23 protein-coding genes are annotated in these 26,990 nt (G+C 60.4%); 15 read left to right on the top strand and 8 right to left on the bottom strand.

All coding sequences use genetic code 11. The features are described from left to right. The 3 genes from metG to B2Y33_RS14265 all read left to right on the top strand — a co-directional run bounded on the left by metG (window position 1) and on the right by B2Y33_RS14265 (window position 3,087). A complete protein-coding gene (gene metG / locus B2Y33_RS14275; protein ID WP_206405952.1) occupies window positions 1–2,043 on the top strand; it encodes a methionine--tRNA ligase in 2,043 nt (680 codons plus the stop codon). Window positions 2,044–2,169: 126 nt separating this feature from the next. Beyond that, window positions 2,170–2,808 (top strand): endonuclease III, encoded by a 639-nt coding sequence (nth, locus tag B2Y33_RS14270; RefSeq protein WP_028687592.1) that lies wholly within the window; start codon window positions 2,170–2,172, stop codon window positions 2,806–2,808. Window positions 2,809–2,910: 102 nt separating this feature from the next. Continuing rightward, window positions 2,911–3,087: a PA3496 family putative envelope integrity protein gene (locus tag B2Y33_RS14265; protein WP_027915344.1), complete on the top strand. Its 177-nt coding sequence runs from the start codon at window positions 2,911–2,913 to the stop codon at window positions 3,085–3,087. A gap of 108 nt (window positions 3,088–3,195) precedes the next feature. Here the strand turns inward: B2Y33_RS14265 and B2Y33_RS14260 are convergent, their stop codons facing one another. Beyond that, window positions 3,196–3,819: a response regulator transcription factor gene (locus B2Y33_RS14260; RefSeq protein ID WP_023535252.1), complete on the bottom strand. Its 624-nt coding sequence runs from the start codon at window positions 3,817–3,819 to the stop codon at window positions 3,196–3,198. A 337-nt stretch (window positions 3,820–4,156) separates the two neighbouring features. On the opposite strand from B2Y33_RS14260, the gene B2Y33_RS14255 reads away from it, so the two are divergent. Next, window positions 4,157–4,609, top strand: a complete 453-nt coding sequence (locus B2Y33_RS14255; protein ID WP_027915345.1) for a hypothetical protein — start codon at window positions 4,157–4,159, stop codon at window positions 4,607–4,609. A 50-nt stretch (window positions 4,610–4,659) separates the two neighbouring features. Here the strand turns inward: B2Y33_RS14255 and B2Y33_RS14250 are convergent, their stop codons facing one another. Next, the gene (locus B2Y33_RS14250; protein ID WP_023535267.1) at window positions 4,660–5,877 is read right to left on the bottom strand and encodes an argininosuccinate synthase; all 1,218 of its coding nucleotides are present in this window, start codon (window positions 5,875–5,877) and stop codon (window positions 4,660–4,662) included. 121 nt (window positions 5,878–5,998) lie between these two features. Next, on the bottom strand, window positions 5,999–6,973 hold the full coding sequence (locus B2Y33_RS14245) for a flagellar protein MotY (RefSeq protein ID WP_288633045.1): 975 nt from the start codon (window positions 6,971–6,973) through the stop codon (window positions 5,999–6,001). Window positions 6,974–7,102: 129 nt separating this feature from the next. Between B2Y33_RS14245 and pyrC the strand changes: the two genes are divergently transcribed. Then, complete coding sequence (gene pyrC, locus B2Y33_RS14240; protein ID WP_027915347.1) at window positions 7,103–8,149, top strand: dihydroorotase; 1,047 nt, start codon at window positions 7,103–7,105, stop codon at window positions 8,147–8,149. Further along, the gene (gene rnt / locus B2Y33_RS14235) at window positions 8,146–8,814 is read left to right on the top strand and encodes a ribonuclease T (RefSeq protein ID WP_027915348.1); all 669 of its coding nucleotides are present in this window, start codon (window positions 8,146–8,148) and stop codon (window positions 8,812–8,814) included. Before pyrC ends, rnt begins: the two co-directional genes overlap by 4 nt. Before the next feature lie 88 nt (window positions 8,815–8,902). Here the strand turns inward: rnt and B2Y33_RS14230 are convergent, their stop codons facing one another. After that, complete coding sequence (locus B2Y33_RS14230; protein WP_023535284.1) at window positions 8,903–9,505, bottom strand: peroxiredoxin; 603 nt, start codon at window positions 9,503–9,505, stop codon at window positions 8,903–8,905. 219 nt (window positions 9,506–9,724) lie between these two features. Here B2Y33_RS14230 and B2Y33_RS14225 point away from each other — a divergent pair, with 219 nt between their 5' ends. Next, window positions 9,725–9,943 (top strand): bacterioferritin-associated ferredoxin, encoded by a 219-nt coding sequence (locus B2Y33_RS14225; protein WP_206405954.1) that lies wholly within the window; start codon window positions 9,725–9,727, stop codon window positions 9,941–9,943. A 198-nt stretch (window positions 9,944–10,141) separates the two neighbouring features. After that, window positions 10,142–10,615 carry a bacterioferritin gene (gene bfr, locus B2Y33_RS14220; RefSeq protein ID WP_027915350.1) on the top strand — a complete coding sequence of 158 codons (474 nt, stop codon included), beginning with the start codon at window positions 10,142–10,144 and terminating at the stop codon, window positions 10,613–10,615. A 53-nt stretch (window positions 10,616–10,668) separates the two neighbouring features. Here the strand turns inward: bfr and grxD are convergent, their stop codons facing one another. Both grxD and B2Y33_RS14210 read right to left on the bottom strand, forming a co-directional pair. After that, entirely contained in the window at window positions 10,669–11,004 is a 336-nt protein-coding gene (gene grxD / locus B2Y33_RS14215; protein ID WP_027915351.1) for a Grx4 family monothiol glutaredoxin, read from the bottom strand. Window positions 11,005–11,095: 91 nt separating this feature from the next. Continuing rightward, window positions 11,096–13,204: a molybdopterin-dependent oxidoreductase gene (locus tag B2Y33_RS14210; RefSeq protein WP_027915352.1), complete on the bottom strand. Its 2,109-nt coding sequence runs from the start codon at window positions 13,202–13,204 to the stop codon at window positions 11,096–11,098. 369 nt (window positions 13,205–13,573) lie between these two features. Between B2Y33_RS14210 and argF the strand changes: the two genes are divergently transcribed. After that, window positions 13,574–14,494, top strand: a complete 921-nt coding sequence (gene argF / locus B2Y33_RS14205; protein ID WP_023535282.1) for an ornithine carbamoyltransferase — start codon at window positions 13,574–13,576, stop codon at window positions 14,492–14,494. Beyond that, window positions 14,491–15,600: an ABC transporter ATP-binding protein gene (locus B2Y33_RS14200; RefSeq protein WP_027915353.1), complete on the top strand. Its 1,110-nt coding sequence runs from the start codon at window positions 14,491–14,493 to the stop codon at window positions 15,598–15,600. The genes argF and B2Y33_RS14200 overlap by 4 nt, the downstream gene beginning before the upstream one ends. An 80-nt stretch (window positions 15,601–15,680) precedes the next feature. Here B2Y33_RS14200 and ybaK read toward each other — a convergent pair whose 3' ends face one another. Beyond that, a complete protein-coding gene (gene ybaK / locus B2Y33_RS14195; protein ID WP_049696464.1) occupies window positions 15,681–16,151 on the bottom strand; it encodes a Cys-tRNA(Pro) deacylase in 471 nt (156 codons plus the stop codon). Between the two features lie 298 nt (window positions 16,152–16,449). Between ybaK and B2Y33_RS14190 the strand changes: the two genes are divergently transcribed. From B2Y33_RS14190 to glpD, 4 genes are all read left to right on the top strand, one after another. Next, the gene (locus tag B2Y33_RS14190; RefSeq protein WP_027915355.1) at window positions 16,450–17,298 is read left to right on the top strand and encodes an MIP/aquaporin family protein; all 849 of its coding nucleotides are present in this window, start codon (window positions 16,450–16,452) and stop codon (window positions 17,296–17,298) included. A 48-nt stretch (window positions 17,299–17,346) separates the two neighbouring features. Next, window positions 17,347–18,846 (top strand): glycerol kinase GlpK, encoded by a 1,500-nt coding sequence (gene glpK / locus B2Y33_RS14185; RefSeq protein WP_027915356.1) that lies wholly within the window; start codon window positions 17,347–17,349, stop codon window positions 18,844–18,846. 128 nt (window positions 18,847–18,974) lie between these two features. Beyond that, window positions 18,975–19,730, top strand: coding sequence for a DeoR/GlpR family transcriptional regulator (locus B2Y33_RS14180; protein WP_027915357.1), 756 nt, complete (start codon window positions 18,975–18,977; stop codon window positions 19,728–19,730). A gap of 203 nt (window positions 19,731–19,933) precedes the next feature. Continuing rightward, window positions 19,934–21,463 carry a glycerol-3-phosphate dehydrogenase gene (gene glpD, locus B2Y33_RS14175; protein WP_027915358.1) on the top strand — a complete coding sequence of 510 codons (1,530 nt, stop codon included), beginning with the start codon at window positions 19,934–19,936 and terminating at the stop codon, window positions 21,461–21,463. 28 nt (window positions 21,464–21,491) lie between these two features. On the opposite strand, the gene B2Y33_RS14170 is transcribed toward glpD, so the two are convergent. Beyond that, on the bottom strand, window positions 21,492–25,604 hold the full coding sequence (locus B2Y33_RS14170; RefSeq protein WP_206405955.1) for an NEL-type E3 ubiquitin ligase domain-containing protein: 4,113 nt from the start codon (window positions 25,602–25,604) through the stop codon (window positions 21,492–21,494). 335 nt (window positions 25,605–25,939) lie between these two features. On the opposite strand from B2Y33_RS14170, the gene B2Y33_RS14165 reads away from it, so the two are divergent. After that, window positions 25,940–26,857, top strand: coding sequence for a glutamate/aspartate ABC transporter substrate-binding protein (locus tag B2Y33_RS14165; protein ID WP_206405956.1), 918 nt, complete (start codon window positions 25,940–25,942; stop codon window positions 26,855–26,857). Window positions 26,858–26,990: the final 133 nt, after the last annotated feature.

The raw sequence follows: 26,990 nt of genomic DNA, 5'->3' as shown, positions 1-26,990 counted from the left end.
ATGTCCGAGCCACGTCAGATTCTCGTCACCAGCGCCTTGCCCTATGCCAATGGATCGATCCATCTTGGCCATATGCTCGAGTACATCCAGACAGACATGTGGGTCCGCTTTCAAAAGCTGCGCGGCAATCAGTGCATCTATGTCTGTGCCGATGATGCACACGGCTCGGCCATCATGCTGCGGGCCGAGAAGGAAGGCATCACGCCGGAGCAACTGATCGCCAACGTACAAGCTGAGCACAGCGCCGACTTTGCTGACTTCCTGGTGGACTTCGATAATTTCCACTCCACCCACAGCGAAGAAAACCGTGAGCTGTCGGGCATGATCTATACCCGACTGCGCGAGGCGGGGCACATCTCTACCCGCTCGGTGACCCAATACTTCGACCCTGAAAAGGGCATGTTCCTGGCAGACCGCTTCATCAAAGGCACCTGCCCGAAGTGCGCGGCCGAAGACCAGTATGGCGATAACTGCGAAAAATGCGGCGCGACCTATGCACCGACCGAATTGAAAGACCCCAAGTCTGCCATTTCAGGTGCTACACCGGTGCTGCGCGACTCCCAGCACTTCTTCTTCAAACTGCCCGACTTCCAGGCCATGCTCCAGCAGTGGACGCGCAGCGGCACGTTGCAGGACGCCGTGGCCAACAAGCTCGCCGAATGGCTGGATGCCGGTCTGCAGGAGTGGGATATCTCCCGCGACGCGCCCTACTTCGGTTTCGAGATCCCTGGCGAGCCTGGCAAGTACTTCTACGTCTGGCTGGACGCGCCAATCGGTTACATGGCGAGCTTCAAGAACCTGTGCGCGCGCCGCCCGGACCTGGACTTCGACGCCTTCTGGAACCAAGGCTCCACCGCCGAGCTTTACCACTTCATCGGCAAGGACATCGTCAACTTCCACGCCCTGTTCTGGCCCGCCATGCTCGAAGGTGCGGGCTTGCGCAAGCCGACCGCGGTCAACGTGCACGGCTACCTCACCGTCAACGGTGCGAAGATGTCCAAGTCGCGGGGCACGTTCATCAAGGCCCGTACCTACCTCGACCATCTGCAACCCGAATACCTGCGCTACTACTACGCAGCCAAGCTTGGTCGCGGGGTCGATGACCTGGACCTGAATCTCGAAGACTTCGTGCAGAAGGTCAACTCCGACCTGGTGGGCAAGGTGGTCAACATCGCCAGCCGGTGTGCCGGGTTCATCCACAAAGGCAATGGCGGCGTGATGGTGGCCGGTGATGCGGCGCCAGAGCTGACAGAAGCCTTCCAGGCAGCTGCGCCGTCCATCGCCGAGGCCTACGAGGGCCGCGACTTCGCACGCGCCATGCGCGAGATCATGGCACTGGCCGACCGTGCCAATGCCTGGATCGCCGACAAGGCGCCCTGGTCGCTGGCCAAGCAGGAGGGCAAGCAGGATGAAGTGCAAGCCATTTGCGCTCAGGGCATCAACCTGTTCCGCCAACTGGTGATTTTCCTCAAGCCTGTGCTGCCCGTGCTGGCGGCCGATGCCGAGGCCTTCCTGAATGTCGCACCGTTGACCTGGGACGATCACCGCTCTCGCCTGGAAAATCACACGCTCAACCCGTTCAAGGCCCTGCTCAGCCGCATCGAGCCTGCCAAGGTGCAAGACATGATCGCGGCCAGCAAGGAAGACCTGCTGGCCGCCGAGGAGCCCAAGGCACCTGTGGGTAATGGCGAGCTGCACAAGGACCCGCTGTCGACGGAAGTCGACTTCGATACCTTTGCCGCTGTCGACCTGCGCGTGGCATTGATCGTCAAGGCCGAAGCCGTACCGGGTGCCGACAAGCTGCTGCAATTGACCCTGGACATCGGTGATGAACGCCGTAACGTTTTCTCCGGCATCAAGTCTGCCTACCCTGATCCTGCCCAGCTCGAAGGCCGGCTGACCATGATGGTCGCCAACCTCAAGCCACGCAAAATGCGTTTTGGCGTCTCTGAAGGGATGGTGATGGCCGCTGGCCCTGGCGGTGAAGAGATCTACTTGCTCAGCCCCGACAGCGGCGCCAAGCCCGGTCAGCGCATCAAGTGACCCACAAGCGGAGCCTGCATTGGGCTCCGCCTTGCGACAATGGCGCGCAGCCACGGGCTGCTGCGCTTTGCCTAGAGCAGGCGCGTCCAAGTGACTGCTCACGTTCTCCAGGAACGCTGCCAATTCATGAATGCCGTCAAACGTCGAGAAATCTTCCGTCGACTGCACGAAGATAACCCGACACCCAAAACCGAGCTGGCTTACACCACACCCTTCGAGCTGCTGGTAGCCGTGACCCTCTCCGCGCAGTCCACCGATGTCGGTGTGAACAAGGCGACAGCGCGGCTTTTTCCAGTCGCCAATACCCCTGAGGCTATCTACGCGCTGGGTGTCGACGGACTGAGCCAGTACATCAAGACCATTGGGCTCTACAACAGCAAGGCCAAGAACGTCATCGCGGCCTGTCGTCTGCTCATTGAGCGGCACGGCGGCCAGGTGCCGGACACGCGCGAGGCCCTCGAAGCCTTGCCGGGCGTGGGCCGCAAGACAGCCAACGTAGTGCTCAATACGGCGTTTGGCCAACCGGCGATGGCTGTGGATACCCATATCTTCCGCGTCAGCAATCGCACAGGCATCGCCCCGGGCAAGACGGTGCTGGAGGTGGAAAAAAAACTGCTCAAGTTCGTCCCCAAGGATTACTTGCTCGACGCACACCATTGGCTGATCTTGCATGGCCGCTATGTCTGTCAGGCCCGTAAGCCCAGATGCGGCAGTTGCCGAATCGAGGACCTGTGCGAATACAAGCACAAGACCACTGATGATTGAAGCAATAGTAAAAACACTGCGCTTCGATTGAAAAAATCTTTTTTACCAGCGCTCACTTTATGGTTATAAGGTCGGCCATTGGCCCTTGCCGTGGAGCGACTCATGAGCACTGATAAAGACGACCTCGCGATTGAAGATGATTTTGTGACAGCTGAAGAAGAGGTCGAGCCGCACGTGGAACCGGCGAAAACCAATTTGAGCAAGCGTCGCACCATCGACAATCTGCTGGAAGAACGTCGATTGCAGAAGCAACTGGCCGATTTCGATTACGACCTCTAGGGAGGTGGTCGCTGGCGGGCCTTCGATGGCCCCGTTCCCTCCCCTGACTGCGCCGTTCAGGGCCTCGAATTCGGCGCAGAGCTCCCCTGGAGGAGGCTCTGCATACCATCAGTTCAACCCCTGTCGCTGCGCCAGCTCGATCAGGTCCACCAATGACCGAGCGTTTAGCTTGAGCAGCAGCCGAGACTTATAGGTACTGACCGTCTTGTTGCTCAAGTACATGCTGTCGGCGATTTCCTTGTTCGAACGGCCCCGCGCCAATTGCTGAAGCACCGTCATCTCCCTTGCCGAAAGGCGATTGACCATTTCCGCTTCACTGCCGCCGCTGCGCCCTCGCGAGGCGTGCAGCGCCTGGTTGGGAAAGTAGCTATAGCCCGATAGCACGGCTTTGATCGCGCTGAGCAGTTCGGTCAGTTCCTGTTGCTTGCACACGTACCCTGCCGCCCCTGCCTGCATGCACCGCATCGAGAAGTTGCCGGGTGCCTGGGAGGTCAGTACGAGCACTTTGCTGCATGGGCTGGAACTGGCCATGCGGCCGATGACTTCGAGGCCGTCGAGCTTGGGTATGCCGATGTCCAGCACGACGATATCGGGAAGATGTTGCCGAGTCAGTTGCAGCGCGGCCACTCCGTTGTCCGTTTCAGCGACGACATCGTACCCATGCCGCTCCATCAGCATGCGTACGGCCAGACGTATCACAGGGTGATCATCCACGATAAGCACTTTGTTCATGCGATATCCATTCATTGCTATTGCATTGGCAGGCTACGATAACCGAGAGAAGAACTCATGGCGCGGCGTTTCGCCTAGAAACGGACGTACAGACACGGATTACTAAACTTACGGAAGTTTCCTACACACAATATGAAGAGTTGTTACAAGCTAATTATAAAAAAGCGGATAACACTCCCCGGGAGGACAACTCCCGAAACTTTCACATCAACCGCGGACAACGGTTTTCATTAAGCTTCGAACGCTAGCCAGGCGCAGCCGCGGCATGGAAACAGTGCAGGGTTTAGCTGAGCAAGATCCTAGGCTATAGATGTAACGAAAGCGCAGGAGAAGGCCCATGAATCAAGCACAACCCGTTGCTCCGCTGACAATTGTCGCCATCTTTGCTGGGATAATCGAAGCCTCCGCCCTGGCTACCTTGCCTTTTCTCAGCGAAGCCAGCCAGACGCTTTACACGTGGTTCCTGGTTGGTTTTCCCTTCTTTCTGACCGCTTTGTTCTTCCTGACGCTGAACTTCAATTACAAGTCCTTCTATACGCCTGCTGGATCGCGCACTGAAGCTGTGGACAGTGCGCAGAGTGCCCGCAAGATCACCTCCACGACCACGCCAAGCGCAATCGCGCATGGGGAGCCGATGACCTTCATGTTCAGCGGGCCAGAGGCAAGTCAGTTGATGGAAAAGGAGTTGTTGCAAGCGCTCGCACAAGCGCCTGAGCCGGCTCGCACCTGGCAGTTCTGCAATGTGCCGAGGGGCCAGTGTGTCCGGCTTTCAGTCAGCCCGCTGGAGTAAAGACAAAAAACCCGGCACTAGGCCGGGTTCTTGCAGAACGGCTTGCTGCATCAGAGCAACGAACGGCCCTTGTTCGCAGCGATGCGCATACGCAGCGCATTGAGCTTGATGAAGCCCGCCGCGTCTTCCTGGTTGTAGGCACCGCCGTCTTCTTCGAAGGTGGCGATGTTGGCATCGAACAGCGAGTCGTCGGACTTGCGGCCGACTACGGTAACGTTGCCCTTGTAGAGCTTCAGACGCACGACACCGTTCACATTGACCTGGGAGGCGTCGATCATCTGCTGGAGCATGACGCGCTCCGGGCTCCACCAGTAACCGGTGTAGATCAGGCTGGCGTACTTGGGCATCAGCTCGTCTTTGAGGTGAGCGACTTCGCGGTCCAGGGTGATCGACTCGATGGCGCGGTGCGCCCTGAGCATGATGGTGCCGCCAGGGGTTTCGTAGCAGCCACGCGATTTCATGCCCACGTAGCGGTTTTCGACGATGTCCAGTCGACCGATGCCGTTGGCGCCGCCGATGCGGTTCAAATCGGCCAGGACAGTGGCCGGGCTCTTCTCTACACCGTCGATCGCGACGATGTCGCCGTTGCGGTAGGTCAGTTCCAGGTAGGTTGCCTGGTCCGGGGCGTTTTCGGGCGAAACGCTCCAGCGCCACATGTCTTCTTCGTGCTCGGTCCAGGTATCTTCCAGCACACCGCCTTCATAGGAGATGTGCAGCAGGTTGGCGTCCATCGAGTAAGGGGACTTCTTCTTGCCATGACGCTCGATCGGGATACCGTGCTTCTCGGCGTAGTCCATCAGCTTCTCGCGCGAGAGCAGGTCCCATTCACGCCATGGCGCGATGACCTTGACGCCAGGCTTGAGGGCATAAGCGCCCAGTTCGAACCGAACCTGGTCGTTGCCTTTGCCGGTAGCGCCGTGGGAGATGGCGTCGGCACCGGTTTCGTTGGCGATTTCGATCAGACGCTTGGCGATCAGCGGACGGGCGATGGAAGTACCCAGCAGGTACTCGCCTTCATATACGGTGTTGGCGCGGAACATCGGGAACACGAAATCACGCACGAATTCTTCGCGCAGGTCGTCGATGTAGATCTCTTTGACGCCCATTGCCTGAGCCTTGGCGCGCGCCGGCTCGACCTCTTCGCCCTGCCCCAGGTCGGCGGTGAACGTCACCACTTCGCAGTTGTAGGTATCTTGCAGCCACTTGAGAATCACCGAAGTATCAAGGCCGCCGGAATACGCCAGTACGACCTTTTTTACGTCCGCCATGCCATCACTCCACGGGGTTGTACGGAAAAGGCCCGATTCTAACGGCGTTGAGGCTCAATTTATAGAGGCGCGACAGCTTCTGACGACAAAGCGACAAGAATTGTCGATGGCGCGACGGCCGCTACTTGGCCATGGCGGGTTTGCCTTGGGCCGGCGTCGTGGTACCCGCAGCCTGCGCGGGAGCCGCGGGAGCAGCGGGAGCAGCGGGCGCCTCGGCGACCTTTTGTGTGGGCTGCGCCTGGACAGGGCCTCGCTCTAGCTCGATGTTGACCCGCCGGTTACGGGCCCGATTGCCGGCGTTGTTGTTCTTGGCCAGCGGGTAACGCTCGCCGTGGAAACGCACGGTTATCTGACTTTCAGGCACGCCGTGGGCCATGAGGTAATCGGCGACCGCCAGGGCTCGCCGGCGGGACACGTCGCGGTTGGTCAACCGGTTGCCGCTGTTGTCGGAATGCCCGTCCAAGGCCACCTGATTGACGCTGGGGTCGGCCTTCATGTACTCAAGCAGCACATCCAGTCGGGCCTTGGCAGCCTGATCCAGCACGATGCCGCCACCCGGGAAGCCCACCTGGGTCTGGCGTACCTGGTCGTAGTTCATGGGCAGCAGCTTGCTGGCGCAGGCCTGGTAGTCGCTGTAGGCCTTGGCGAAACTGACCGGCAGTACGCGCACTTCCATTGCCCTGCCCCCCTCCCCGGTGTAATTGCGCACCACGGCGCTGCGGCCATCGAGCAGGCCGTTGATCAACCGACTGGCCTGGCCTTGGGATGAGTTGAACAGCACGCCGGTGCGCGCCATGCGCACATTGCCCAGGTTGATGTCCCCGCGCCCAGGTTGCCAGGGTGCTGCTGCCGCCAGCAAGGTGGCACCGCCGGCGCCGAGCGCATTGGTCTGTGAGCGCAGGCGAAACACCGGTTGCTCACCGGCACGACGCACGAATTCGCCGCTTCCGAAACCGTCTATCGGCTGGGTCAGCCGGCATTCGAACCCGTCACCCTCCACCGTCCAGGCAATGCTTTCCATGCGCGTCTGAAACGTCAACGCGCCGGCCGGCAAGCTGGCAAACACGATAAACAAGGCTAGGTAACGCTGGCGCACGGCGGGCTCCACATAATTCGACACTCACCTTTACGCTATCGGGCAGTCGCGGGAAAACTTGATACCTGTGCTCTGGAGGGGCTTTTCCGGTAGCATTGCGGCTTGAGTTCGACCCGCCTGGAATCCTCAATGTCCGATCGCCTGACCCTCCTGCGCCCCGACGACTGGCACATCCATCTGCGTGATGGTGCCGTCCTGCCCCACACCGTTGGTGATGTGGCGCGCACTTTCGCCCGTGCCATCATCATGCCCAACCTGGTGCCGCCGGTGCGCAATGCCGCCGAAGCCGGGGCCTATCGTGACCGTATCCTGGCTGCTCGCCCGGCTGGCAGTCGGTTTGAGCCGTTGATGGTGCTGTATCTCACCGACCGCACCAGCGCGCAAGACATCCGAGATGCCAAGGCCAGCGGTATCGTGCATGCCGCCAAGCTCTACCCGGCAGGCGCCACCACCAATTCCGATTCTGGTGTGACCAGCATCGACAACATCTTCCCCGCTATCGAGGCGCTGGCTGAAGTCGGCATGCCGTTGCTGGTGCACGGCGAAGTCACGCGCAGCGAGATCGACGTGTTCGACCGTGAAAAGCGCTTCATCGATGAGCACATGCGCCGCCTGGTCGAGCGTTTCCCCACGCTCAAGGTAGTCTTTGAGCACATTACCACCAGCGATGCGGCCCAGTTCGTGACCGAAGCTTCGGCCAACGTTGGCGCCACCATCACGGCGCAGCACTTGCTGTACAACCGCAACCATATGCTGGTGGGCGGAATACGACCCCATTTCTATTGCCTGCCCATTCTCAAGCGCAACACGCATCAGGTGGCGTTGCTCGACGCCGCCACCAGCGGTAACCCGAAATTCTTCCTCGGCACAGACTCGGCTCCCCACGCCCGCCACGCCAAGGAAGCGGCGTGTGGGTGCGCTGGCTGCTATACCGCGTACGCGGCCATCGAACTCTATGCAGAGGCGTTCGAACAACGCAACGCGCTGGACAAGCTCGAAGGCTTTGCCAGCCTGCACGGCCCTGCGTTCTACGGCCTGCCGGCCAACACCGACACCATCACCCTGGTTCGTGATCAGTGGACGGCCCCAGAGAGCCTGCCCTTCGGTGAGCAAACCGTGATCCCGCTGCGCGCCGGGGAAACACTGCGCTGGCGCCTGCTGGAGGAACACGCGTGAGCGAAGACCTGTACGAAGACGAACTTGAATCCTCCGGCAGCGGTGGTCACCGCCATCCGATGGCAGAACGCTTCCGGGGTTACCTGCCAGTTGTGGTGGATGTGGAGACTGGCGGCTTCAACAGCGCCACTGACGCCTTGCTGGAAATTGCTGCCGTCACCATTGGCATGGACGAAAAGGGTTTCCTGTTCCCCGAACATACCTATTTTCACCGGGTGGAGCCCTTCGAAGGCGCTAACATCGAGGCCGCCGCGCTGGAGTTCACCGGCATCAAGCTCGACCATCCGTTGCGCATGGCAGTAAGCGAGGAAACGGCCCTGACGGATATCTTCCGAGGCATCCGCAAGGCGCTCAAGGCCAATGGCTGCAAGCGCGCTATTCTGGTGGGCCACAACAGCAGTTTCGATTTGGGTTTCCTCAACGCGGCGGTAGCGCGCAACGACCTCAAGCGTAACCCGTTCCACCCGTTCTCAAGCTTCGACACGGCCACCCTGGCAGGGCTCGCTTATGGGCAAACCGTACTGGCTCGCGCCTGCCAGAGCGCCGACATCGATTTCGATGGTCGCGAGGCCCACTCGGCGCGCTACGACACCGAAAAAACGGCTGAGCTGTTCTGCGGTATCGTCAATCGCTGGAAAGACATGGGCGGCTGGCGCCAGGATTGATCCGCGCGTTCCAGGTTCAGGTCAGCCCCATGCGGCTGGCCAAAAAAAACCGGCCATGAGGGCCGGTTTTTTTGTGCGCGACGCGGGCTTACAGCTTGCCGGCGTTCTCGCTCAGGTAGGCAGCAACGCCTTCTGGCGATGCGTTCATGCCCTTGTCGCCTTTTTTCCAGTTGGCAGGGCAGACTTCGCCGTGCTCTTCGTGGAACTGCAGGGCGTCGACCAGGCGCAGCAGCTCGTCCATGTTACGGCCCAGCGGCAGATCGTTGATGATCTGCGAGCGCACGACACCGTTGGTGTCGATCAGGAAGGCGCCACGGAAGGCCACGCCGCCTTCGGACTCCACGTCGTAGGCCTTGCAGATTTCATGGGTCATGTCGGCAGCCAGGGTGTACTTGACCGGGCCGATGCCGCCATTGTTGACGGGGGTGTTGCGCCATGCGTTGTGGGTGAAGTGCGAGTCGATCGATACGCCGATCACTTCAACGTTGCGCGCCTGGAAGTCAGGAATGCGGTTGTCCAGGGCAATCAGCTCGGACGGGCAAACGAAGGTGAAGTCCAGCGGGTAGAAGAACACCAGGCCGTACTTGCCCTTGATGGCCGAGGCCAGGTTGAAGCTGTCGACGATCTCGCCGCTGCCCAGTACGGCAGGTACGGTGAAATCGGGGGCTTTCTTGCCAACGAGTACGCTCATTGTTATCTCCTGATGTGAGTGAAGAACCATTGCCAGGCCGAGTCGCCGACCCGACATGCAGCAAAGGTTGACCATCATACACAGGTTACGATGGCAGGCCGAATGCTGAGCGCACGACCGCTGGTCAGCCGGGCCGAATGCCTTCTGAAACCACTTTGACAAGCATTCTCATTCACATTAAGCTCCAACCCATCGAACCCGCCAGCGATGGTCAGCCCTATGTATGTGTGTCTTTGTGTCGGCGTCACCGACGGACAGATCCGCGATGCGATCTATGAAGGATGCTGCAGCTACAAGGAAGTCCGAGCCGCCACCAATGTCGCCAGCCAGTGTGGCAAGTGCGCTTGCCTGGCCAAGGAAGTGGTGCGCGAGACACTGACCAAACTTCAGGTCAGCCAGGCCGCCCTGCACTATCCGGTAGAATTCACCACTGCCTGATACCCAGATTGACAAAAACCGGACCCTGTGTCCGGTTTTTTTTCGCTTTACTTCAACAAGTTAGCGCGCCAACGCGGTTCACAAACATTCTTATTCCTATTAATTTTCATTTATTATTCAATTACTTAGGTTTGACAGGCCTGAGCATCAGGCTCAAACTTCCCTGCATTGGCACACTTCGACAGGGCAGGAACCCCAATGAAAGGCGACATCAGCGTCATCCAGCATCTCAACAAGATCCTCGGAAACGAGCTGGTCGCAATCAACCAGTACTTCCTGCATGCCCGCATGTACGAAGATTGGGGCCTGAACAAGCTCGGCAAGCACGAGTACAAAGAATCCATCGACGAAATGAAGCACGCTGACAAATTGATCAAGCGTATTCTGTTTCTCGAAGGTATCCCTAACGTTCAGGACCTGGGCAAGCTGCTAATTGGCGAGCACACCAAGGAGATGCTCGAATGCGACCTGCGAATCGAGCAGAAAGGCCTGATCGACCTGAAGGCGGCCATTGCCCACTGCGAAACAGTGGGTGACTTTGGTTCGCGTGACGTCCTCGAAGATATTCTGGAGTCCGAAGAAGAGCATATCGACTGGCTGGAAACCCAGCTGGGCTTGATCGACAAGATCGGTATCGAAAATTACCTGCAGTCGCAGATGGGCGAAGAATAAGACGCCCCTACAAAAAAACCCGCCAATGGCGGGTTTTTTTATGAGCGCAGTGTTTACGCTTCGGCAGTCTTCGCCTTGGCGGCGGCATCCTTGATCAGGGTCTGCAGCTCACCCTTTTCGAACATTTCCAGCACGATGTCGCTGCCACCGACCAGCTCACCACCGACCCACAGCTGGGGGAAGGTTGGCCAGTTGGCATATTTGGGCAGGTTGGCGCGGATTTCCGGGTTCTGCAGGATGTCGACGTAGGCGAACTTCTCGCCGCAACCCATCACTGCCTGGGAGGCACGGGCCGAAAAGCCGCACTGCGGCGCATTCGGCGAGCCCTTCATGTAAAGCAGAATGGTGTTGTTGGCAATCTGCTCTTTGATCGTTTCGATGATATCCATGTAGCACCTCGGCTTGACTTTCCGACACGGGCGTCGGCACGGTGACGCATTGTAACGGAAAGCCGAGCAGCATGCTCGGCCTTGCCAAGGCTCAAGCGGCTTCGACGTACACCGGAACGCCGTTGAGCGCAGCATTGCCACAGACCGAGTCACGCAGCAGCTCGTCAGTAAGATCATTGGCGCTGACGCCGGGCTGCGCCTGGGCAGTCTGAAGGCGCACACCCTGACGGTCATGCCCGAAGCCATGGGGCAGGCTTACCACCCCGGGCATCATGCTTTCGCATGCCTGCACCTGCACCTGCACCGCCCCTGCTCGCGAGCGCACCCTGACCTGCTGGCCATCCTGCAGTTGGCGCTGACGCAGGTCATCAGGGTGCATCAACAAGTGATGGCGCGGTTTACCTTTCACCAGCCTGTGATAATTGTGCATCCAGGAATTGTTGCTGCGTACGTGCCGCCGCCCGATGAGCAGCAGTTGCCCGGTTTCTGGCGGCGCCTGCCGGGCCAGACGCTGTAGATCATCAAGCAGCAGGCGCGGCGCTGCCTCGACGGTTTTGCTCGCAGTGCCCAGGCGATGTGCAAGGTTGGCCTGCAAGGGGCCCAGGTCCAACCCGTGCGGGTGTGCATCGAGGGTCTGGAGTGACAGCTGCCAGGGCGTCGCCTGCCCATAACGCCCGCTGCGCAAGGCTTTGTCGATCATCTGCGCTGGCGCTACGGTCGGCGACAGTTCACGCCCGGCGCGTCGCGCATACGCCTTGGCCAGGCCGACGAAGATTTCCCAGTCGTGCAGGGCGCCATCGGGCCTGGGCAGAATCGCTCGGTTGAACCGGCTCACATTGCGAACTGCCAGCAGGTTGAAGGTGGTGTCGTAGTGATCGTTTTCCAGGGCTGAAGTCGATGGCAGGATCAGATCGGCATGGCGCGTGGTTTCGTTGATGTACAGGTCGATGCTGAGCATGAAATCGAGCCCCGACAGTGCGCTGTCCAATTGCCGCCCGTTGGGCGTGGACAGCACGGGATTGCCCGCGACCGTGACCAAAGCCCGGACCTGCCCCTCACCCGGGGTCAGCATCTCCTCGGCAAGCGCCACTACCGGCAGTTCCCCGGCATATTCGGGCAGGCCGGACACCCGACTCTGCCAGACGTTGAAGTGACCACCCGACGTGCTCGCCACCACGTCCACCGCAGGTTCGGTACACAGTGCCCCGCCCTTGCGATCAAGGTTACCGGTGACCAGGTTGATCATCTGTACCAGCCAGTGACAGAGGGTGCCGAACACCTGGGTCGATACCCCCATGCGGCCGTAACAGACCGCCTTGTCCGCCGCGGCGAAATCACGCGCCAACTGACGAATGTCCTGCGCCGGGATGCCGCACAGGCTGCTCATGGCCTCGGCTGTCATGGGAGCCAGGGCGGCGCGGACATCGGTCAGCCCTGTAATCGGCAGATGCGAGCCGCGCGTCAGGCCTTCTTCGAACAACGTGTTGAGCAGCCCGCACAACAAGGCCGCGTCGCCGCCGGGGCGAATGAATAGATGACTGTCTGCGATCGCCGCAGTTTCACTGCGCCGCGGGTCGATCACCACCAGACGTCCACCCCTGGCTTGCAAGGCCTTGAGGCGTTTCTCCACATCGGGGACAGTCATGATGCTGCCGTTGGAGGCCAACGGGTTGCCGCCCAGCACCAGCATGAAGTCCGTGTGATCGATGTCCGGAATCGGCAGGAGCAGCCCATGGCCATACATCAGGTGGCTGATCAGGTGCTGAGGCAGTTGGTCCACAGACGTGGCAGAAAAGCGATTGCGGGTTTTCAACAGCCCTAAAAAGTAGTTGCCATGGGTCATCAACCCATAGTTGTGCACACTCGGATTGCCTTGATACACGGCAACCGCATTGTTGCCGTGGGCCTGCTGCACGTCCCACAGGCGCTCGGCGGCGAGGTCAAATGCCTCCTCCCACCCAATCGCCTGCCACTGCTCGCCCACGCGCCGGTGGGGTTGGCGCAGCCGATCAGGATCATTCTGGATATCCTGCAGCGCCACCGCCTTGGGGCAGACATGCCCCCGGCTGAAAGGGTCCTGAGGGTCGCCCTTGATGGACTCGATCCTGGCAGGTTCGCCAGGCGCGTGGCTCACCACGATGTTCAAACCACAAATGGCTTCACACAGGTGACAGGCGCGGTGGTGCAGGGTACGGGTCATGGCCGCATGCCTCGTTGTCTTGATGGCTCGACTATGAACTGTGCCCTGCGCAGGGGCCAGCGTGCTTCGTGGTGTGAATTGGCCTTTATCACCCACACGGCAGACCCAGCCCGTTTGCCAATGCACCCTCAAGCCGTGTACAAACAGCCGTAGCAAATAAAACACAGCAATACAGTGCCCTGCGAAACCCCTTGCAACAGCGCCGGGGGCACCAAGTGGTTTCACCCCTTGGTTTCAGGCGACATTTAATTATAGTATTGCGCCTTTCCCTATTCGTCCGCCCCGTGCGGCTTACGCCGCAGGTCACCGCCGTTGTCAAAAAAAACCGCACGGTCGGCCTGCATACTGTTGCAGATAAGGTAGTCAATCATGAGCGCTAGGCACTTTCTCTCCCTGCTGGACTTCACCACCGACGAATTGCTCGGGGTGATCCGCCGCGGCATCGAGCTGAAGGACCTGCGCAAGCGCGGCGTGCTGTTCGAGCCGCTCAAAAGCCGTGTGCTGGGCATGATCTTCGAAAAATCGTCGACCCGCACCCGCGTGTCCTTCGAAGCCGGGATGATCCAGCTTGGCGGCCAGGCCATCTTCCTGTCCCCACGCGACACCCAGCTGGGGCGAGGCGAGCCAATCGGCGACAGCGCCATCGTCTTGTCGAGCATGCTCGACGTGGTGATGATACGGACCCACGCCCACAGCACCCTGACCGACTTTGCCGCCAAGTCCCGCGTACCGGTGATCAATGCCCTGTCGGACGAGTCGCACCCGTGTCAGCTTCTGGCCGACATGCAGACGTTTCTCGAGCACCGGGGGGCGATCGAGGGCAAGACCGTCGCCTGGATTGGCGATGGCTTCAACATGTGCAACTCCTACATCGAAGCGGCCCGGCAGTTCGGTTTCCAGCTGCGCATCGCCTGCCCCGAGGGGTATGAGCCCGATCCCCGGTTCATGGCCATCGGCGCTGAGCACGTGCAGATCGTGCGCGATCCCCGCGAAGCGGTAAAAGGCGCCCACCTGGTGACCACCGATGTCTGGACTTCCATGGGTCAGGAAGAGGAAACTGCTCGTCGCCTGGCGCATTTCGCGCCGTACCAGGTCACCCGCGACATGCTCGACCTGGCAGCACCTGACGTCTTGTTCATGCATTGCCTGCCCGCCCACCGCGGCGAGGAAATCAGCCATGATCTGCTCGATGACCCCCGTTCGGTCGCCTGGGATCAAGCTGAGAACCGTCTGCATGCACAAAAGGCACTTCTCGAATTTCTCGTCGAACCGGCTTACCACCACGCATGAGTCAACCTCTACTGCTCAACCTGCGCAACCTTGCCTGCGGCTACGGCGACCAGCGCATCGTCCAGAACCTGAATCTGCATCTGAATGCAGGCGACATTGGCTGCCTGCTTGGCTCGTCCGGCTGCGGCAAGACCACGACCTTGCGCGCCATCGCGGGTTTCGAGTCGGTGCACGAAGGCGAAATCCAACTGGCCGGCAACGTCATTTCCAAGGCGGGGTTTACCCTGGCGCCGGAGAAGCGTCGCATCGGCATGGTGTTCCAGGACTACGCCCTGTTCCCCCATCTGACGGTGGCGCAGAACATCGCCTTCGGTATCGCCAAGCACCCACGCCAAGCTGCGGTCATCGACGAGATGCTCGATCTGGTCAAGTTGGGTGGGTTGGGTGGCCGTTACCCCCACGAGTTGTCCGGCGGCCAGCAGCAGCGGGTCGCACTGGCACGGGCGTTGGCCCCAGAGCCGCAATTGCTGCTTTTGGACGAGCCGTTTTCCAATCTTGACGTGGAGCTTCGTCGCAGGCTCAGCCATGAGGTGCGGGACATCCTCAAGCAGCGCGGCACCAGCGCCATTCTGGTCACCCATGACCAGGAAGAAGCGTTCGCTGTCAGCGACCAGGTTGGGGTGTTCAAGGAGGGCCGGCTTGAGCAGTGGGATACGCCCTACAACCTGTACCACGAGCCGCAGACACCTTTCGTGGCCAGTTTCATCGGCCAGGGCTATTTCATCCGTGGCCAGATGACCAGCGTGGAAGCCGTCAGCACCGAACTGGGCGAGCTGCGAGGCAACCGTGCCTATCGCATGGCGCAGGGCAGCTCGGTGGATGTGTTGCTGCGCCCGGATGATATCGTGCACGCTCCCGAAAGCCCGTTGCGCGCTGTCATCGTGGCCAAGAGCTTTCTAGGCGCCTCAACGCTGTATCGCCTGCAACTCCCCACCGGCAGCCAGCTCGAAGCGATCTTCACCAGCCATGTGGATCGTCAGCCAGGCGAAGAGGTGGGCATTGCGGTAAAAGCCGACCACCTGGTGGTGTTCCCGGTGCCAGGTAGCATCGCTACCCAGACGGTGCAGCAGGCAACAGGGGTTCGTCGCCACAGCGGGCCAAACTGACGCCAGGCCCGGGCTACGTCTTGAGCGGACGCGCTACCGGCTCGATCCGAGCGGGTAGCGAGGGTGAATGGGCGCTGGCATCACGTTCTGCCGATACTGGCAAAGGTGCCCTGAGTATGCTCGGCCAAAGTCGTTGCCGCCAGTTCTACCTCCAGCCCACGTCGTCCAGCACTCACATGGATGGTCGCAAAACGCTGCGCCGCCTCGTCGATGAAGGTGCGCAGACGCTTCTTCTGCCCTAAGGGGCTGATCCCACCTACCAGGTAACCCGTTGCTCGCTGCGCCTTGACCGGATCGGCCATCTCGCACTTTTTGACGCCCGCCGCATGCGCCAAGGCCTTGAGATCGAGCGTACCCACCACAGGCACCACCGCCACCAGCAGCTCTCCTTTTTCGCTACAGGCCAGCAGCGTCTTGAACACCTGCTGTGGGTCCAGGCCGAGCTTATCTGCAGCTTCCAACCCATAGGACGCTGTCTTGGGATCATGCTCGTAGCTGTGAACGTGATAGTGCGCGTGATGCTTTTTCAACAGATCCAGAGCGGGAGTCATACGAAGTTCCGGTGTAAGACAGATCGGCAGCTACTTTAGGTCAATTCCTACATCCCAGCCAATAAGCCCAAGCGCCCCGCTCTACAAAGGGGCGTCACGCTGGCGGCGGTTGCCCAAAACGTGACTGACCGTTCACTTTCGACCTTTGACATCAGCGTTTCTTGTCTATATTTTTTCGTTTCTGAATACCGGGGGTGCACCTTCACGGTGCATCTCATACCCGCCCAGGACCATCCGGAAGGTCCGGGCCTTGCTGTCGAGCCCCGCGCGACTCACAACAAAAACAACGAGGTCATACATGACAATTGCCCAAGGCCAACCCACGCTGTCCAGCCAGTGCCTGGCCGAATTTCTCGGTACTGCGCTGCTGATCTTCTTCGGTACCGGCTGCGTCGCCGCGCTCAAGGTCGCAGGCGCAAGCTTCGGACTCTGGGAAATCAGCATCATTTGGGGGGTGGGGGTCAGCATGAGTATCTACCTCACCGCAGGGATCTCCGGTGCCCACCTGAACCCTGCCGTCAGCATCGCGCTGACCCTGTTCGCCGGCTTCGAGCGGCGCAAGCTGCCTTTCTACATACTAGCCCAAGTGTGCGGTGCCTTCTGCGGCGCGGCACTGGTCTACACCCTCTACAGCAGCCTGTTCTTCGATTTCGAACAAGCGCACACCCTGCTGCGCGGTAGTGAATCCAGCCTGGAACTGGCGGCGGTGTTCTCGACCTACCCACACCCCTCCCTGTCCACGGCGCAAGCGCTGCTGGTTGAGGTGGTCATCACGGCGATCCTCATGGCCGTCATCATGGCCCTGACCGACGACAACAACGGCCTGCCACGCGGCGCGATGGCGCCGCTGCTGATCGGCTTGCTGATCGCGGTGATTGGCAGTGCCATGGGGCCGTTGACCGGCTTTGCCATGAACCCGGCACGCGATCTGGGCCCGAAAATCATGACGTTCCTGGCAGGCTGGGGCGAAATCGCCTTTACCGGCGGCCGGGATGTGCCTTACTTCCTGGTGCCGATATTCGGCCCTATCATCGGCGCCTGCCTGGGTGCTGCCACCTATCGTGGCTTGATTGCCCGCAACCTGCCTGCACCAGCGCCCACGCCCGCGACAGGCGACGGTCGCCAAGGCGATACGCAAATCAGTTGAGCACGGCAGCCAGACCCGCCACGACCCCTATTTTGCAAGGCCAACACCATGACAGACACTCAGGACAAGCAATACATCATCGCCCTGGACCAGGGCACCACCAGTTCGCGTGCGATCATCTTCGACCGTGACGCCAATGTGGTCGGCACCTCACAGCGTGAGTTCGTGCAGCATTATCCGCAGGCAGGCTGGGTCGAGCACGACCCCATGGAAATCTTTGCCACCCAGAGTGCGACCATGGTCGAGGCACTGGCCCAGGCTGGCATCAGCCATGCCCAGGTCGCGGCCCTGGGTATCACCAACCAGCGCGAGACGACCGTCGTCTGGGACAAGGAAACAGGCCGCCCGGTGTACAATGCCATCGTCTGGCAATGCCGGCGCAGCACCGAAATCTGCGCCCAGCTCAAGCGCGACGGCTTTGAGGACTACATTCGTGAAACCACGGGCCTGGTCACCGACCCGTACTTTTCCGGTACCAAGCTCAAGTGGATCCTGGACAATGTCGACGGCGCCCGGGAACGCGCCGAACGTGGCGAGCTGCTGTTCGGCACCGTCGATACCTGGCTGATCTGGAAGTTTTCCGGCGGCAAGGTGCATGTCACCGACTACACCAATGCCTCGCGAACCCTCATGTTCAACATCCACACGCTGCAGTGGGATGAAAAACTGCTCGACATCCTGGGCATTCCTGCGCAAATGCTGCCAGAAGTGCGCTCCTCCTCCGAGGTCTATGGGCACACCAAAAGTGGCATCGCCATCGCCGGCATTGCCGGGGACCAGCAATCGGCGCTGTTCGGGCAGATGTGCGTGGAACCGGGGCAGGCGAAGAACACCTACGGCACCGGTTGCTTCCTGTTGATGAACACGGGCGACAAGGCCGTCACGTCATCCCATGGCCTGCTGACCACCATTGCCTGTGGCCCGCGCGGTGAAGTGGCCTATGCCCTGGAAGGGGCCGTGTTCAACGGTGGCTCGACGGTCCAGTGGCTGCGTGATGAGCTGAAGATCGTCAATGACGCGTTGGATACCGAGTACTTCGCCAGCAAGGTAAAGGACAGCAATGGCGTCTACCTGGTGCCTGCCTTCACCGGCCTCGGCGCCCCCTACTGGGACCCTTATGCCCGCGGTGCGCTATTTGGCCTGACCCGTGGCGTCAAGGTGGATCACATCATCCGCGCAGCATTGGAGTCCATCGCCTACCAGACCCGCGACGTGCTCGATGCCATGCAGCAGGACTGCGGCCAGCGCCTGTCCGAACTGCGCGTCGACGGCGGCGCCGTGGCCAACAATTTCCTCATGCAGTTCCAGGCCGATATCCTCGGCACGTGTGTCGAGCGCCCCAAGATGCGTGAAACCACGGCGCTGGGTGCAGCCTACCTGGCGGGCCTGGCTTGCGGTTTCTGGAGCAGTCTGGACGAGCTGCGCAACAAGGCGATCATCGAGCGGGAGTTCAGCCCGCAACTGGATGAAACGCAGAAAGAGAAATTGTACGGCGGCTGGAAAAAAGCCGTCGATCGCACCCGCGATTGGGAAGATCACGACGCCTGATCGCTTTAGGCAACGGCGCAGTCCGCTCCCAGGTCTGCGCCGGATCCACCCTTCGGACGCCACGCTGGTCGTCATCCCCGTCCTACGGCATCATTGCAGCATTTGTCAGGCTGCTCCGAAGGACGTCCATGAATTTGCCTCCACGCCAACAACAAATCCTCGAACTGGTCCGCGACCGCGGCTATGTCAGTATCGAGGAAATGGCGCAGCTGTTCGTCGTTACCCCGCAGACGATCCGCCGCGACATCAACCAACTGGCAGAGCTCGACCTGTTGCGCCGATACCACGGGGGCGCAGCCTACGATTCAAGCGTCGAAAACACCGCCTATGCCATGCGCGCCGACCAGATGCGTGATGAAAAGCAGCGCATCGCCGAGGCTGTCGCGCGGCAGGTCCCCGATCATGCCTCGCTGTTCATCAATATCGGGACCACCACCGAATCCATCGCCCGCGCTTTGCTCAACCACAGCCAACTGAAGGTCATCACCAACAACCTGCACGTCGCCTCCATCCTGGCGGCCAAGGATGACTTCGAGGTGCTGGTGGCGGGCGGCACTGTGCGCCGTGACGGCGGTGTCGTAGGCCAGGCGAGTGTGGACTTCATCAATCAGTTCAAGGTCGATTACGCCCTGGTCGGCATCAGCGGCATCGATGAAGACGGGAGCCTGCTGGATTTCGACTATCAGGAAGTGCGCGTGTCCCAGGCGATCATCGCCAATGCTCGGCAGGTGATTCTGGCTGCGGACTCCAGCAAGTTCGGGCGCAATGCCATGGTGCGCCTGGGGGCCATCAGCCTGGTCGACTGCCTGGTGACTGACCAGGCACCGACCCCTGCCCTGGTCCAACTGCTCAATGACCACAAGGTACGGGTCGAAGTGGTTTAGAAGGTCGGTGCCGGCGCTGCGAGCATGAGCGTGGCACAGGCGCCCGACACACGCTGACTTTTTCGTTAATGTTCATTTGCTTGTCACCTGATCAGTATTTTCTATGAATACGGACTGGCGAGTCGCCTGCGCTTGCGCTAGTATTTTCGGAAACGAACATAAATGTTCACTTTCGATACAAACTGCTCCAGGAGGCCTTCCCTGTGTCCCAGCCCGATTCGACCAGCGCTCCCGTCGCCGACTGCTATGACCTGGTGGTGATAGGCGGTGGCATCAACGGTGTGGGCATCGCCGCCGACGCAGCCGGCCGCGGCCTGAAAGTCTTCCTGTGTGAAAAGGACGACCTGGCCAGGCACACCTCGTCAGCCAGCAGCAAGCTGATTCACGGAGGTCTGCGCTACCTCGAGCATTACGAGTTTCGTCTGGTACGCGAGGCCCTGGCCGAACGCGAAGTCCTGTTGGCCAAGGCACCGCACATCGTCAAACCCATGCGCTTCGTGCTGCCCCATCGCCCCCATTTGCGCCCTGCCTGGATGATCCGTGCTGGCCTGTTCCTGTACGACCACCTGGGCAAGCGCAAGCGGCTGGGCGCCTCGCGCAGCCTGCGATTTGGCGCTGGCTCCGCGCTCAAGCCGGCCATCACCCGTGGTTTCGAATATGCCGACTGCTGGGTCGATGATGCTCGCCTGGTGGTCCTCAACGCCATGGCTGCCCGTGAACATGGCGCGCACATTCACACCCAGACGCTGTGCCTGGGCGCCAAACGTGTCGGCGCCCTCTGGGAAGTGGAAGTGCAACACGCCGACGGCAGCACCCGGACGGTGCGTGCCAAGGGCCTGGTGAACGCCGCCGGCCCATGGGTTGCGCAGTTCATCAAGAACGACCTGAAACTGGACGCCCCTTATGGGATCCGTCTGATCCAGGGGAGTCATCTGATCGTCCCTAGGCTGTATGAAGGCGAGCACGCCTACATTCTGCAGAACGAAGACCAGCGCATCGTTTTCTGCATTCCGTACCTTGATCGTTTCACACTGATCGGCACCACCGACCGTGAATACACGGGCGATCCTGCCAAGGTGGCGATCACCGATCAGGAAACCGACTACCTGCTCAACGTGGTCAACGCCCACTTCAATCATCAGCTTCAGCGCAGTGACATTTTCAGCACCTATGCAGGCGTTCGCCCTCTGTGCAATGACGAATCGGACAACCCATCGGCCGTTACCCGCGACTACACTTTGGCACTGTCGGCCGCCCACGGTGAAGCCCCCCTGCTCTCGGTCTTCGGTGGCAAGCTCACCACTTACCGCAAGCTGGCCGAATCGGCCATGGCCGAACTCAAGCCGTTCTTCAGCCAGATGGGCGGTAGTTGGACAGCCGAATCAACCCTGCCGGGCGGTGAGGACATGACCACGCCGCAGGCACTTGAAGAAGCCTTGCTTGCTCGGCATACCTGGCTTGCCCCGGCCATTGCCCAGCGCTGGGCACGCACCTATGGCAGCCGCGTCTGGACGCTTCTGGCAGGCGTTGAAGGCCCGCAGGACCTGGGTCAGGCCATCGGTGCAGGGCTGTTTGCCCGCGAGGTGGATTACCTGCGCGAGCATGAGTGGGCTACCAGCCTTGAAGATATCCTGTGGCGTCGTACCAAGCTTGGGCTGTTCACCACCGAAGCCGAACAGAACACCCTTAGCCAGTACCTGGAAAAGGCAACGCAGCGCAGTCACGCTGCCTGACCCAGATGTGCCGCCTGTCAGCACATGCTCACAGGCGGCTGTAGGCCTCGACGGCCAGCTCGTGGTAAAGCGCCTGCTCGTGCGCATCGAGCTCAGCCTTCAAGGCAGCAGCCTGTTGAAGATAGACCTGCTCCCCGTGTTCGCCGACGGTGCGCTCGGCGGTTTCGAGCCGTTGGTGAAACGGTGCAGCCAGCGCCTGGAAACGTTCGCGGTAATGACTGCGTACAAACGACTGCCAGAACTCGCGTTGCGCCAGTGCCGCGGCCAGTACATCCAAACTCTCGCCCGCCAGTACCCGCTCTCCGGCCAGCCTGATCTGCCGACTGCTGACATCGCTGAATTCCGGGTAATTCATGTAACTTGGTTGAGCCGGTAACCCCAAGCGGTTCGCCAGATTGACCCGGTAAGCCAGGTACACCTCGATGTCATCCACCCTCGCATAGGGATCGCGCCGCATACGCTCGATATGCCGAGCGGCGATACTGTCCACCTGGTCCAGACGATACAGCGAACGCCCAAGGCGCAGGAGTTCGCGTTCAGTCTGCCCGGCACTCGCCCCAGCCGTATGAACGGCAATAAGCGTTCTCACCTCAAGTTGACTGAGCAGTAGCAACAAACGGTCTTCGCAGGTCTGCGGGCCTTGGGTCTGCAGGTAGACCGATTCGCGGACATCCGTACTTTCAGCACACAATTCGAGAATGCGCCATATGCGTGCGCGGTAGTATGGCGGGCGTTCATGGAAATCGTCAGATTCGGCAAAGTCGGCAAGGAACCGGAAGAGATCGGCAGAGCCCTCATCGTCAAGCAAGGCGTTCCAGATGCCTTCATATCGATGGCGAATGTCTGGCTTGGCCGGTCCAATCCAGCTGTCTCGCAGCTCGTCGTCAATGGACACCTGGGCATGGGTGCGCGGCGCGAGCGAGCCCTCGTTTGCAGTGGCGAGTGCTTGCTGACTGGCTTCGTCCAACGGATTGTCGTGCAGGGACATTTGCTGGATGTGTTCTCCGAGCATCTGCAGATGCTCGTTGACCTCACGAATCTGGTTTTCCCGGATGTCCATCAGACCGCGCCACAGTAATTGATGGCGCTGCGGGATGTTCAACAGGCCTGTGTTGCGCAGTGAAATCGTACGCAGATGACGTAGGGGAGACAGGTTCGGTATTCTGCCGATCGGATTACCGCTCAAGCTAATGTACTCAAGGTGGGTCAGTCTGGTCAGTGCCGTGTCACTGTCAGGTCGAAGTACGATTCGATTGTCATCGAACCGCAATACCCGCAACTGCTCCAGGTCACTGAGGCCAGTCGGCAGCTGCGTCAACTGGTTGCCGCGCAGATCGAGCACCTGCAGGTGCGGGAAGCGCTTGAGAAAGTTGTCGCTGACGTTGATAAGCGCCAAGTTGCGCAGGCTCAATTGCCGCACGTGATTGAAATCGATGTCGTCAGGCAGGTCAGGTAGCGTGCCCACCTGCTCGCCCTGTATACGCAGCACATACTCATCGTTCCCGGACGCAACTGTCTTGCGTCGCCAAGCGCGGCGGATCTGGGTGGCAACCCTGCGTCGGCGGCGCCCATCGATGAAACCATTGCGTTGGCTCTCCCAGGAGGCGAGGGACTCACGCAAACGTGCCAGTCGCCCTTCGAGATCGCTCAAGTGGTCCCATAAATTCACGTCGCGCTCGGTCAATTGCTCCAGGTAAACGTCCATCTGGCTCTCGGTCAGCGTCGGGTAGATGCGGTGTATGCCCCGGCGTAGTGCTTGCCGGCTGCTCTCCCCTCGCCCGCTGAGGGGGTAACCAATACGACCATCCTGGAGTCGGCGAGGCGGGTTGAATCGGCCACCCAGAGCCACCATGCCCAGTGACTGGGCCGTTTTGCCCCGATCGACAGCCGCCCTGTGCAGCAGGTTTTCCGCCAATTCGACAGCCGTAACCGATGAACCGCCGAAGGCGGTTTTCTGGGTTTCATCCAGGGTCTGCAGCAAACACGCCAGCAGTCCTTGATCCACGGCCTGAATCGAACGTGCCTGCAACTGATATCCTCCGCTGGTCTGCACGATCACCTCGGTGCGCTGTGCGTCAACTGGGCCGTGGGAGGCCACGAGCTTGCCCTGGGCCTCACCCAGGCGCACCTCGATACGCATCGACACAGGCCATGGCGATGTTTCATCGATCAGCGCCAGCGCCAGGCGCAGTGTGTCCAGGTTGGTGGCCTGCTCATGCTCGAAGCCCAACAGCGCGCGATCGATGCGGCTTTCACGCACTGCCCAACGCGCCCGCTCAGCAAGCGGCAGGGGGACCTTGCCGCTCATCAGCGTTTCAAGTTGTTCTGTGGTCGCGCATTCCACGATTTCTTGCGCAAGTGGCACTGACAGGCCGGTGAAGTCGCGAGTGAGCGTATCCACGCCAACGCCTGGCTCGCCCACTGAATGCGTCAGCGCTTGCTCGACCAACAGCTCTGATGTCGGCCCCTGCCCATACAGCAGGTGCCGTGCCTGCGCTTCTCTGAACCGCGCTGGCGCCGGTTCCTCGTGTACCCGCAGGCTGCGCAAGTGTTCGGGCGTCAGGCCGGTGATATGCACCAGCGCGTCGGCGTCCACGTCCGACACTTGCTCAAGATCGGCGCCAAAGCTGCGTATCAATTCCCCCGGATGCTCCAGGTAGTGGGCCGACGCCGGCATCTTTTTTAGCCGCAATCCCCTGTTGCCGGCCATGACCGGCGTGAGGCCGTCGACCAAACCGATGCGCTCGAGCGCGCCGCCGAACAATGGCTGCGCAGCACCCAGCAGCGCGCCCGTGGCCACGACCTGGGCCACATTGAACACATGCGCCAGCGCTTGTTGCCTGTCGCCTATCTGCCAAGCCTCGTAACCGTCATAGACTTCGCGCACGACGTCCGCCGCAGCCGCAACAAATAAAACTTCGCCCAAGCCGGGGACGAACAGCGCGGCCAGGGTAAGCGCATCCAGCCCTGCCCCTTTCAAGGCGTCGATGCGCTCGTGCCGCTCAAGTTGAGTCAGGTCGCCTGTGGGAACGGCAAGTACCCGGGCATCATCGATCATTGCATCGAGCAAGCGCTTGCGCAGGCAGGCAAAGACAGAGCCTTCTATTGCGAAATGCCGACCATCGAGGGCGAGCGGTGTAGGACCAGTCGAGGATTTGTTCAACTGCGCCAGCTGGGCCAGAAACGCAGGCCGCTCGCGCTGAGCAATCAAGCCGGCAAAGTACTGTGTATATCGACGCTCACGCAGCCGCATGCCGAGGTGTTCGTACAATCCAGTCCAGTTCGCATGCCGCCCGATGGGCTCGGCCGGGTCATTGGAAAACCAGCTTATCAGGCCGTGCACGGGCCCATTTGCCGCCGCGCGAAGCTCAATGACCAGGCAACGCTGAACGCGCTTGCCCAAGACGAATAGCTCGAACGCCTGGAACATTTGAGCCACGGCCGGTACCGTCGGCTTGCGGGCTATCAGCGGCAGAAGTGTCAGGTAGTCTTGATCGGTCAGCTGCCCTTTGAGCCTGGCCATCCTGACTGCAACATCAAGCGCCGCGCGTAGGCGCTCCTCGAAAATCTGTTCCACTGCACGCTGCCCAAAATCGGCGGGTGCCGGGGGGCGCGCCTTGGGGAACAGGCACGTATGCAGCTGCTGCTGGTACCGCCCGCCCAGATCCAGCTGCCGGCAGAGGCGAGCAAACGCTTCGAAGGAAAGCGGCAGTACAGTGCCGTCTGCCTTCTGCAATTGAGCGCGCCGGTGCAGGCCGGGATGGGTCTCGCTTTCATGAAAGTTGTGTAACGCGGCCATCAACAGCGATTCATTGCTGTAAATCACCTTCATGGGTGTGTGCAGCCGAGGGGCGGCACTGGGCATCGCAACCCTGTCGTGCACCACCACCCGAGCGGTATCCACATTCACCTCGCCCAAGCCCATGGCTCGCAGCGCCTCCTGAAGCAATGGGCGGGCAAAGGTCTGCAGCCCAGGCAACGTTTTCAGACGCACCTTGACCGCCTCGCAGGACAACTGTTCAAGCTCGAGCGCACGATGGAACGTGCTGAGCAGGTCTGGATCGGCGCTGGTCAGCCAAGCCGGCAACGCGCTCGCCACGAGCGCATCAACGGAAACGTGAGGTAGTGCGTTATCTGCCACGGATCTTCCTCTGGTCTGGGAAATGCCGCAGCAGAACATCGAGCTGTCATGGACAGGTGTTACATATACATATGGCTAGGTGCACAATGGTGAGCACTCATTCGGATAACCGAACATAAAAATGACGGTAATTCGAATTTCCGACCCTGCTGAAAAACTCGAATTAGTCGAACAAGGCTAACGCCCTTGCTTTCAGCGGGGCTAACATGCTTCACGGACCTTGGCACGACTTCTGCTCATATCCATTCAACCGGATGCAACCGCTGCCGTATCCGTTGAACGAAAGAGTCCGCCAACGGCTCCATAAAAAAAACAAACACGTCGAGGAAAATTTGATGCGTATCGTTCGTCAATTGCTGGGCGCCGCCATCGCGGCTGCTGTGATCGCTTCGCCGGCCATGGCCGAAGAACTCACCGGCACCCTGAAGAAGATCAAGGATTCAGGCACCATCACCCTGGGCCACCGCGACTCCTCCATCCCGTTTTCCTACCTGGCCGGCAAGCCAGAGCCCGTCGGCTACTCCCACGATATCCAGCTGGCCGTCGTCGAGGCCCTGAAGAAGCAACTGGGTACCGACATCAAGGTCCGCTACAACCTGGTCACTTCCCAGACCCGCATCCCGCTCGTGCAGAACGGCACCGTCGACCTGGAGTGCGGCTCCACCACCAACAACGTCGAGCGCCAGCAGCAAGTCAGCTTTTCGGTGGGTATCTTCGAGGTTGGCACCCGTCTGCTGACCAAGGACAAGGACGGCCAGCCGGCCTACAAGGACTTCGCAGATCTGGCTGGCAAGAACGTGGTGACCACCGCGGGCACCACCTCCGAACGCCTCCTCAAGGCCATGAACGCCGACAAGCAGATGAAGATGAACGTGATCTCCGCCAAGGACCACGGTGAAGCCTTCAACATGCTCGAGAGCGGTCGCGCTGTGGCCTTCATGATGGACGACGCGCTGCTCGCTGGCGAAATGGCCAAGGCTCGCAAGCCGTCGGACTGGGTCATCACCGGTACGCCGCAATCCTACGAAATCTACGGTTGCATGGTGCGCAAGGGTGATGAGCCCTTCAAGAAGGCCGTGGATGACGCGATCGTTGGCTACTTCAAGTCCGGTGAAGTCAACAAGAGCTACGACAAGTGGTTCCAGCAGCCAATCCCGCCTAAAGGCCTGAACCTGCAGTTCCCAATGAGCGACGAGCTCAAGAAGCTGATCGCCGAGCCGACCGACAAGGCGGCGGACGAGAAGAAATCCTGACCCCCAGCCTGGAGCCTGCCGCGCTGCAAGGCGCGAATTAAACGGGCAGGCTCCCCGTTAGTGTCTAACCTTTCATCCGAGGGCAGTTTGCCCTCGGATGCTGGAAGGTGCCTGTGAAACAATCGTCTGAGGG

The sequence above is a fragment of the Pseudomonas sp. UBA5666 genome (genome assembly GCF_002420785.1).
Taxonomy (GTDB): Bacteria; Pseudomonadota; Gammaproteobacteria; order Pseudomonadales; family Pseudomonadaceae; genus Aquipseudomonas; species Aquipseudomonas fulva.
This window is presented reverse-complemented; position numbering and strand designations above follow the sequence as displayed.

What these genes read in the sequence shown, in the direction of transcription:
- nth (WP_028687592.1), top strand. Translation starts at nt 2,170, where the DNA reads ATGAATGCCGTCAAACGTCGAGAAATCTTCCGTCGACTGCACGAAGAT.
- pyrC (WP_027915347.1), top strand. Translation starts at nt 7,103, where the DNA reads ATGTCCGATCGCCTGACCCTCCTGCGCCCCGACGACTGGCACATCCAT.
- grxD (WP_027915351.1), bottom strand. Translation starts at nt 11,004, where the DNA reads ATGGATATCATCGAAACGATCAAAGAGCAGATTGCCAACAACACCATT.
- argF (WP_023535282.1), top strand. Translation starts at nt 13,574, where the DNA reads ATGAGCGCTAGGCACTTTCTCTCCCTGCTGGACTTCACCACCGACGAA.
- bfr (WP_027915350.1), top strand. Translation starts at nt 10,142, where the DNA reads ATGAAAGGCGACATCAGCGTCATCCAGCATCTCAACAAGATCCTCGGA.
- B2Y33_RS14265 (WP_027915344.1), top strand. Translation starts at nt 2,911, where the DNA reads ATGAGCACTGATAAAGACGACCTCGCGATTGAAGATGATTTTGTGACA.
- B2Y33_RS14200 (WP_027915353.1), top strand. Translation starts at nt 14,491, where the DNA reads ATGAGTCAACCTCTACTGCTCAACCTGCGCAACCTTGCCTGCGGCTAC.
- B2Y33_RS14190 (WP_027915355.1), top strand. Translation starts at nt 16,450, where the DNA reads ATGACAATTGCCCAAGGCCAACCCACGCTGTCCAGCCAGTGCCTGGCC.
- metG (WP_206405952.1), top strand. Translation starts at nt 1, where the DNA reads ATGTCCGAGCCACGTCAGATTCTCGTCACCAGCGCCTTGCCCTATGCC.
- B2Y33_RS14260 (WP_023535252.1), bottom strand. Translation starts at nt 3,819, where the DNA reads ATGAACAAAGTGCTTATCGTGGATGATCACCCTGTGATACGTCTGGCC.
- B2Y33_RS14255 (WP_027915345.1), top strand. Translation starts at nt 4,157, where the DNA reads ATGAATCAAGCACAACCCGTTGCTCCGCTGACAATTGTCGCCATCTTT.
- glpK (WP_027915356.1), top strand. Translation starts at nt 17,347, where the DNA reads ATGACAGACACTCAGGACAAGCAATACATCATCGCCCTGGACCAGGGC.
- B2Y33_RS14165 (WP_206405956.1), top strand. Translation starts at nt 25,940, where the DNA reads ATGCGTATCGTTCGTCAATTGCTGGGCGCCGCCATCGCGGCTGCTGTG.
- B2Y33_RS14225 (WP_206405954.1), top strand. Translation starts at nt 9,725, where the DNA reads ATGTATGTGTGTCTTTGTGTCGGCGTCACCGACGGACAGATCCGCGAT.
- B2Y33_RS14250 (WP_023535267.1), bottom strand. Translation starts at nt 5,877, where the DNA reads ATGGCGGACGTAAAAAAGGTCGTACTGGCGTATTCCGGCGGCCTTGAT.
- B2Y33_RS14180 (WP_027915357.1), top strand. Translation starts at nt 18,975, where the DNA reads ATGAATTTGCCTCCACGCCAACAACAAATCCTCGAACTGGTCCGCGAC.
- ybaK (WP_049696464.1), bottom strand. Translation starts at nt 16,151, where the DNA reads ATGACTCCCGCTCTGGATCTGTTGAAAAAGCATCACGCGCACTATCAC.
- B2Y33_RS14230 (WP_023535284.1), bottom strand. Translation starts at nt 9,505, where the DNA reads ATGAGCGTACTCGTTGGCAAGAAAGCCCCCGATTTCACCGTACCTGCC.
- B2Y33_RS14210 (WP_027915352.1), bottom strand. Translation starts at nt 13,204, where the DNA reads ATGACCCGTACCCTGCACCACCGCGCCTGTCACCTGTGTGAAGCCATT.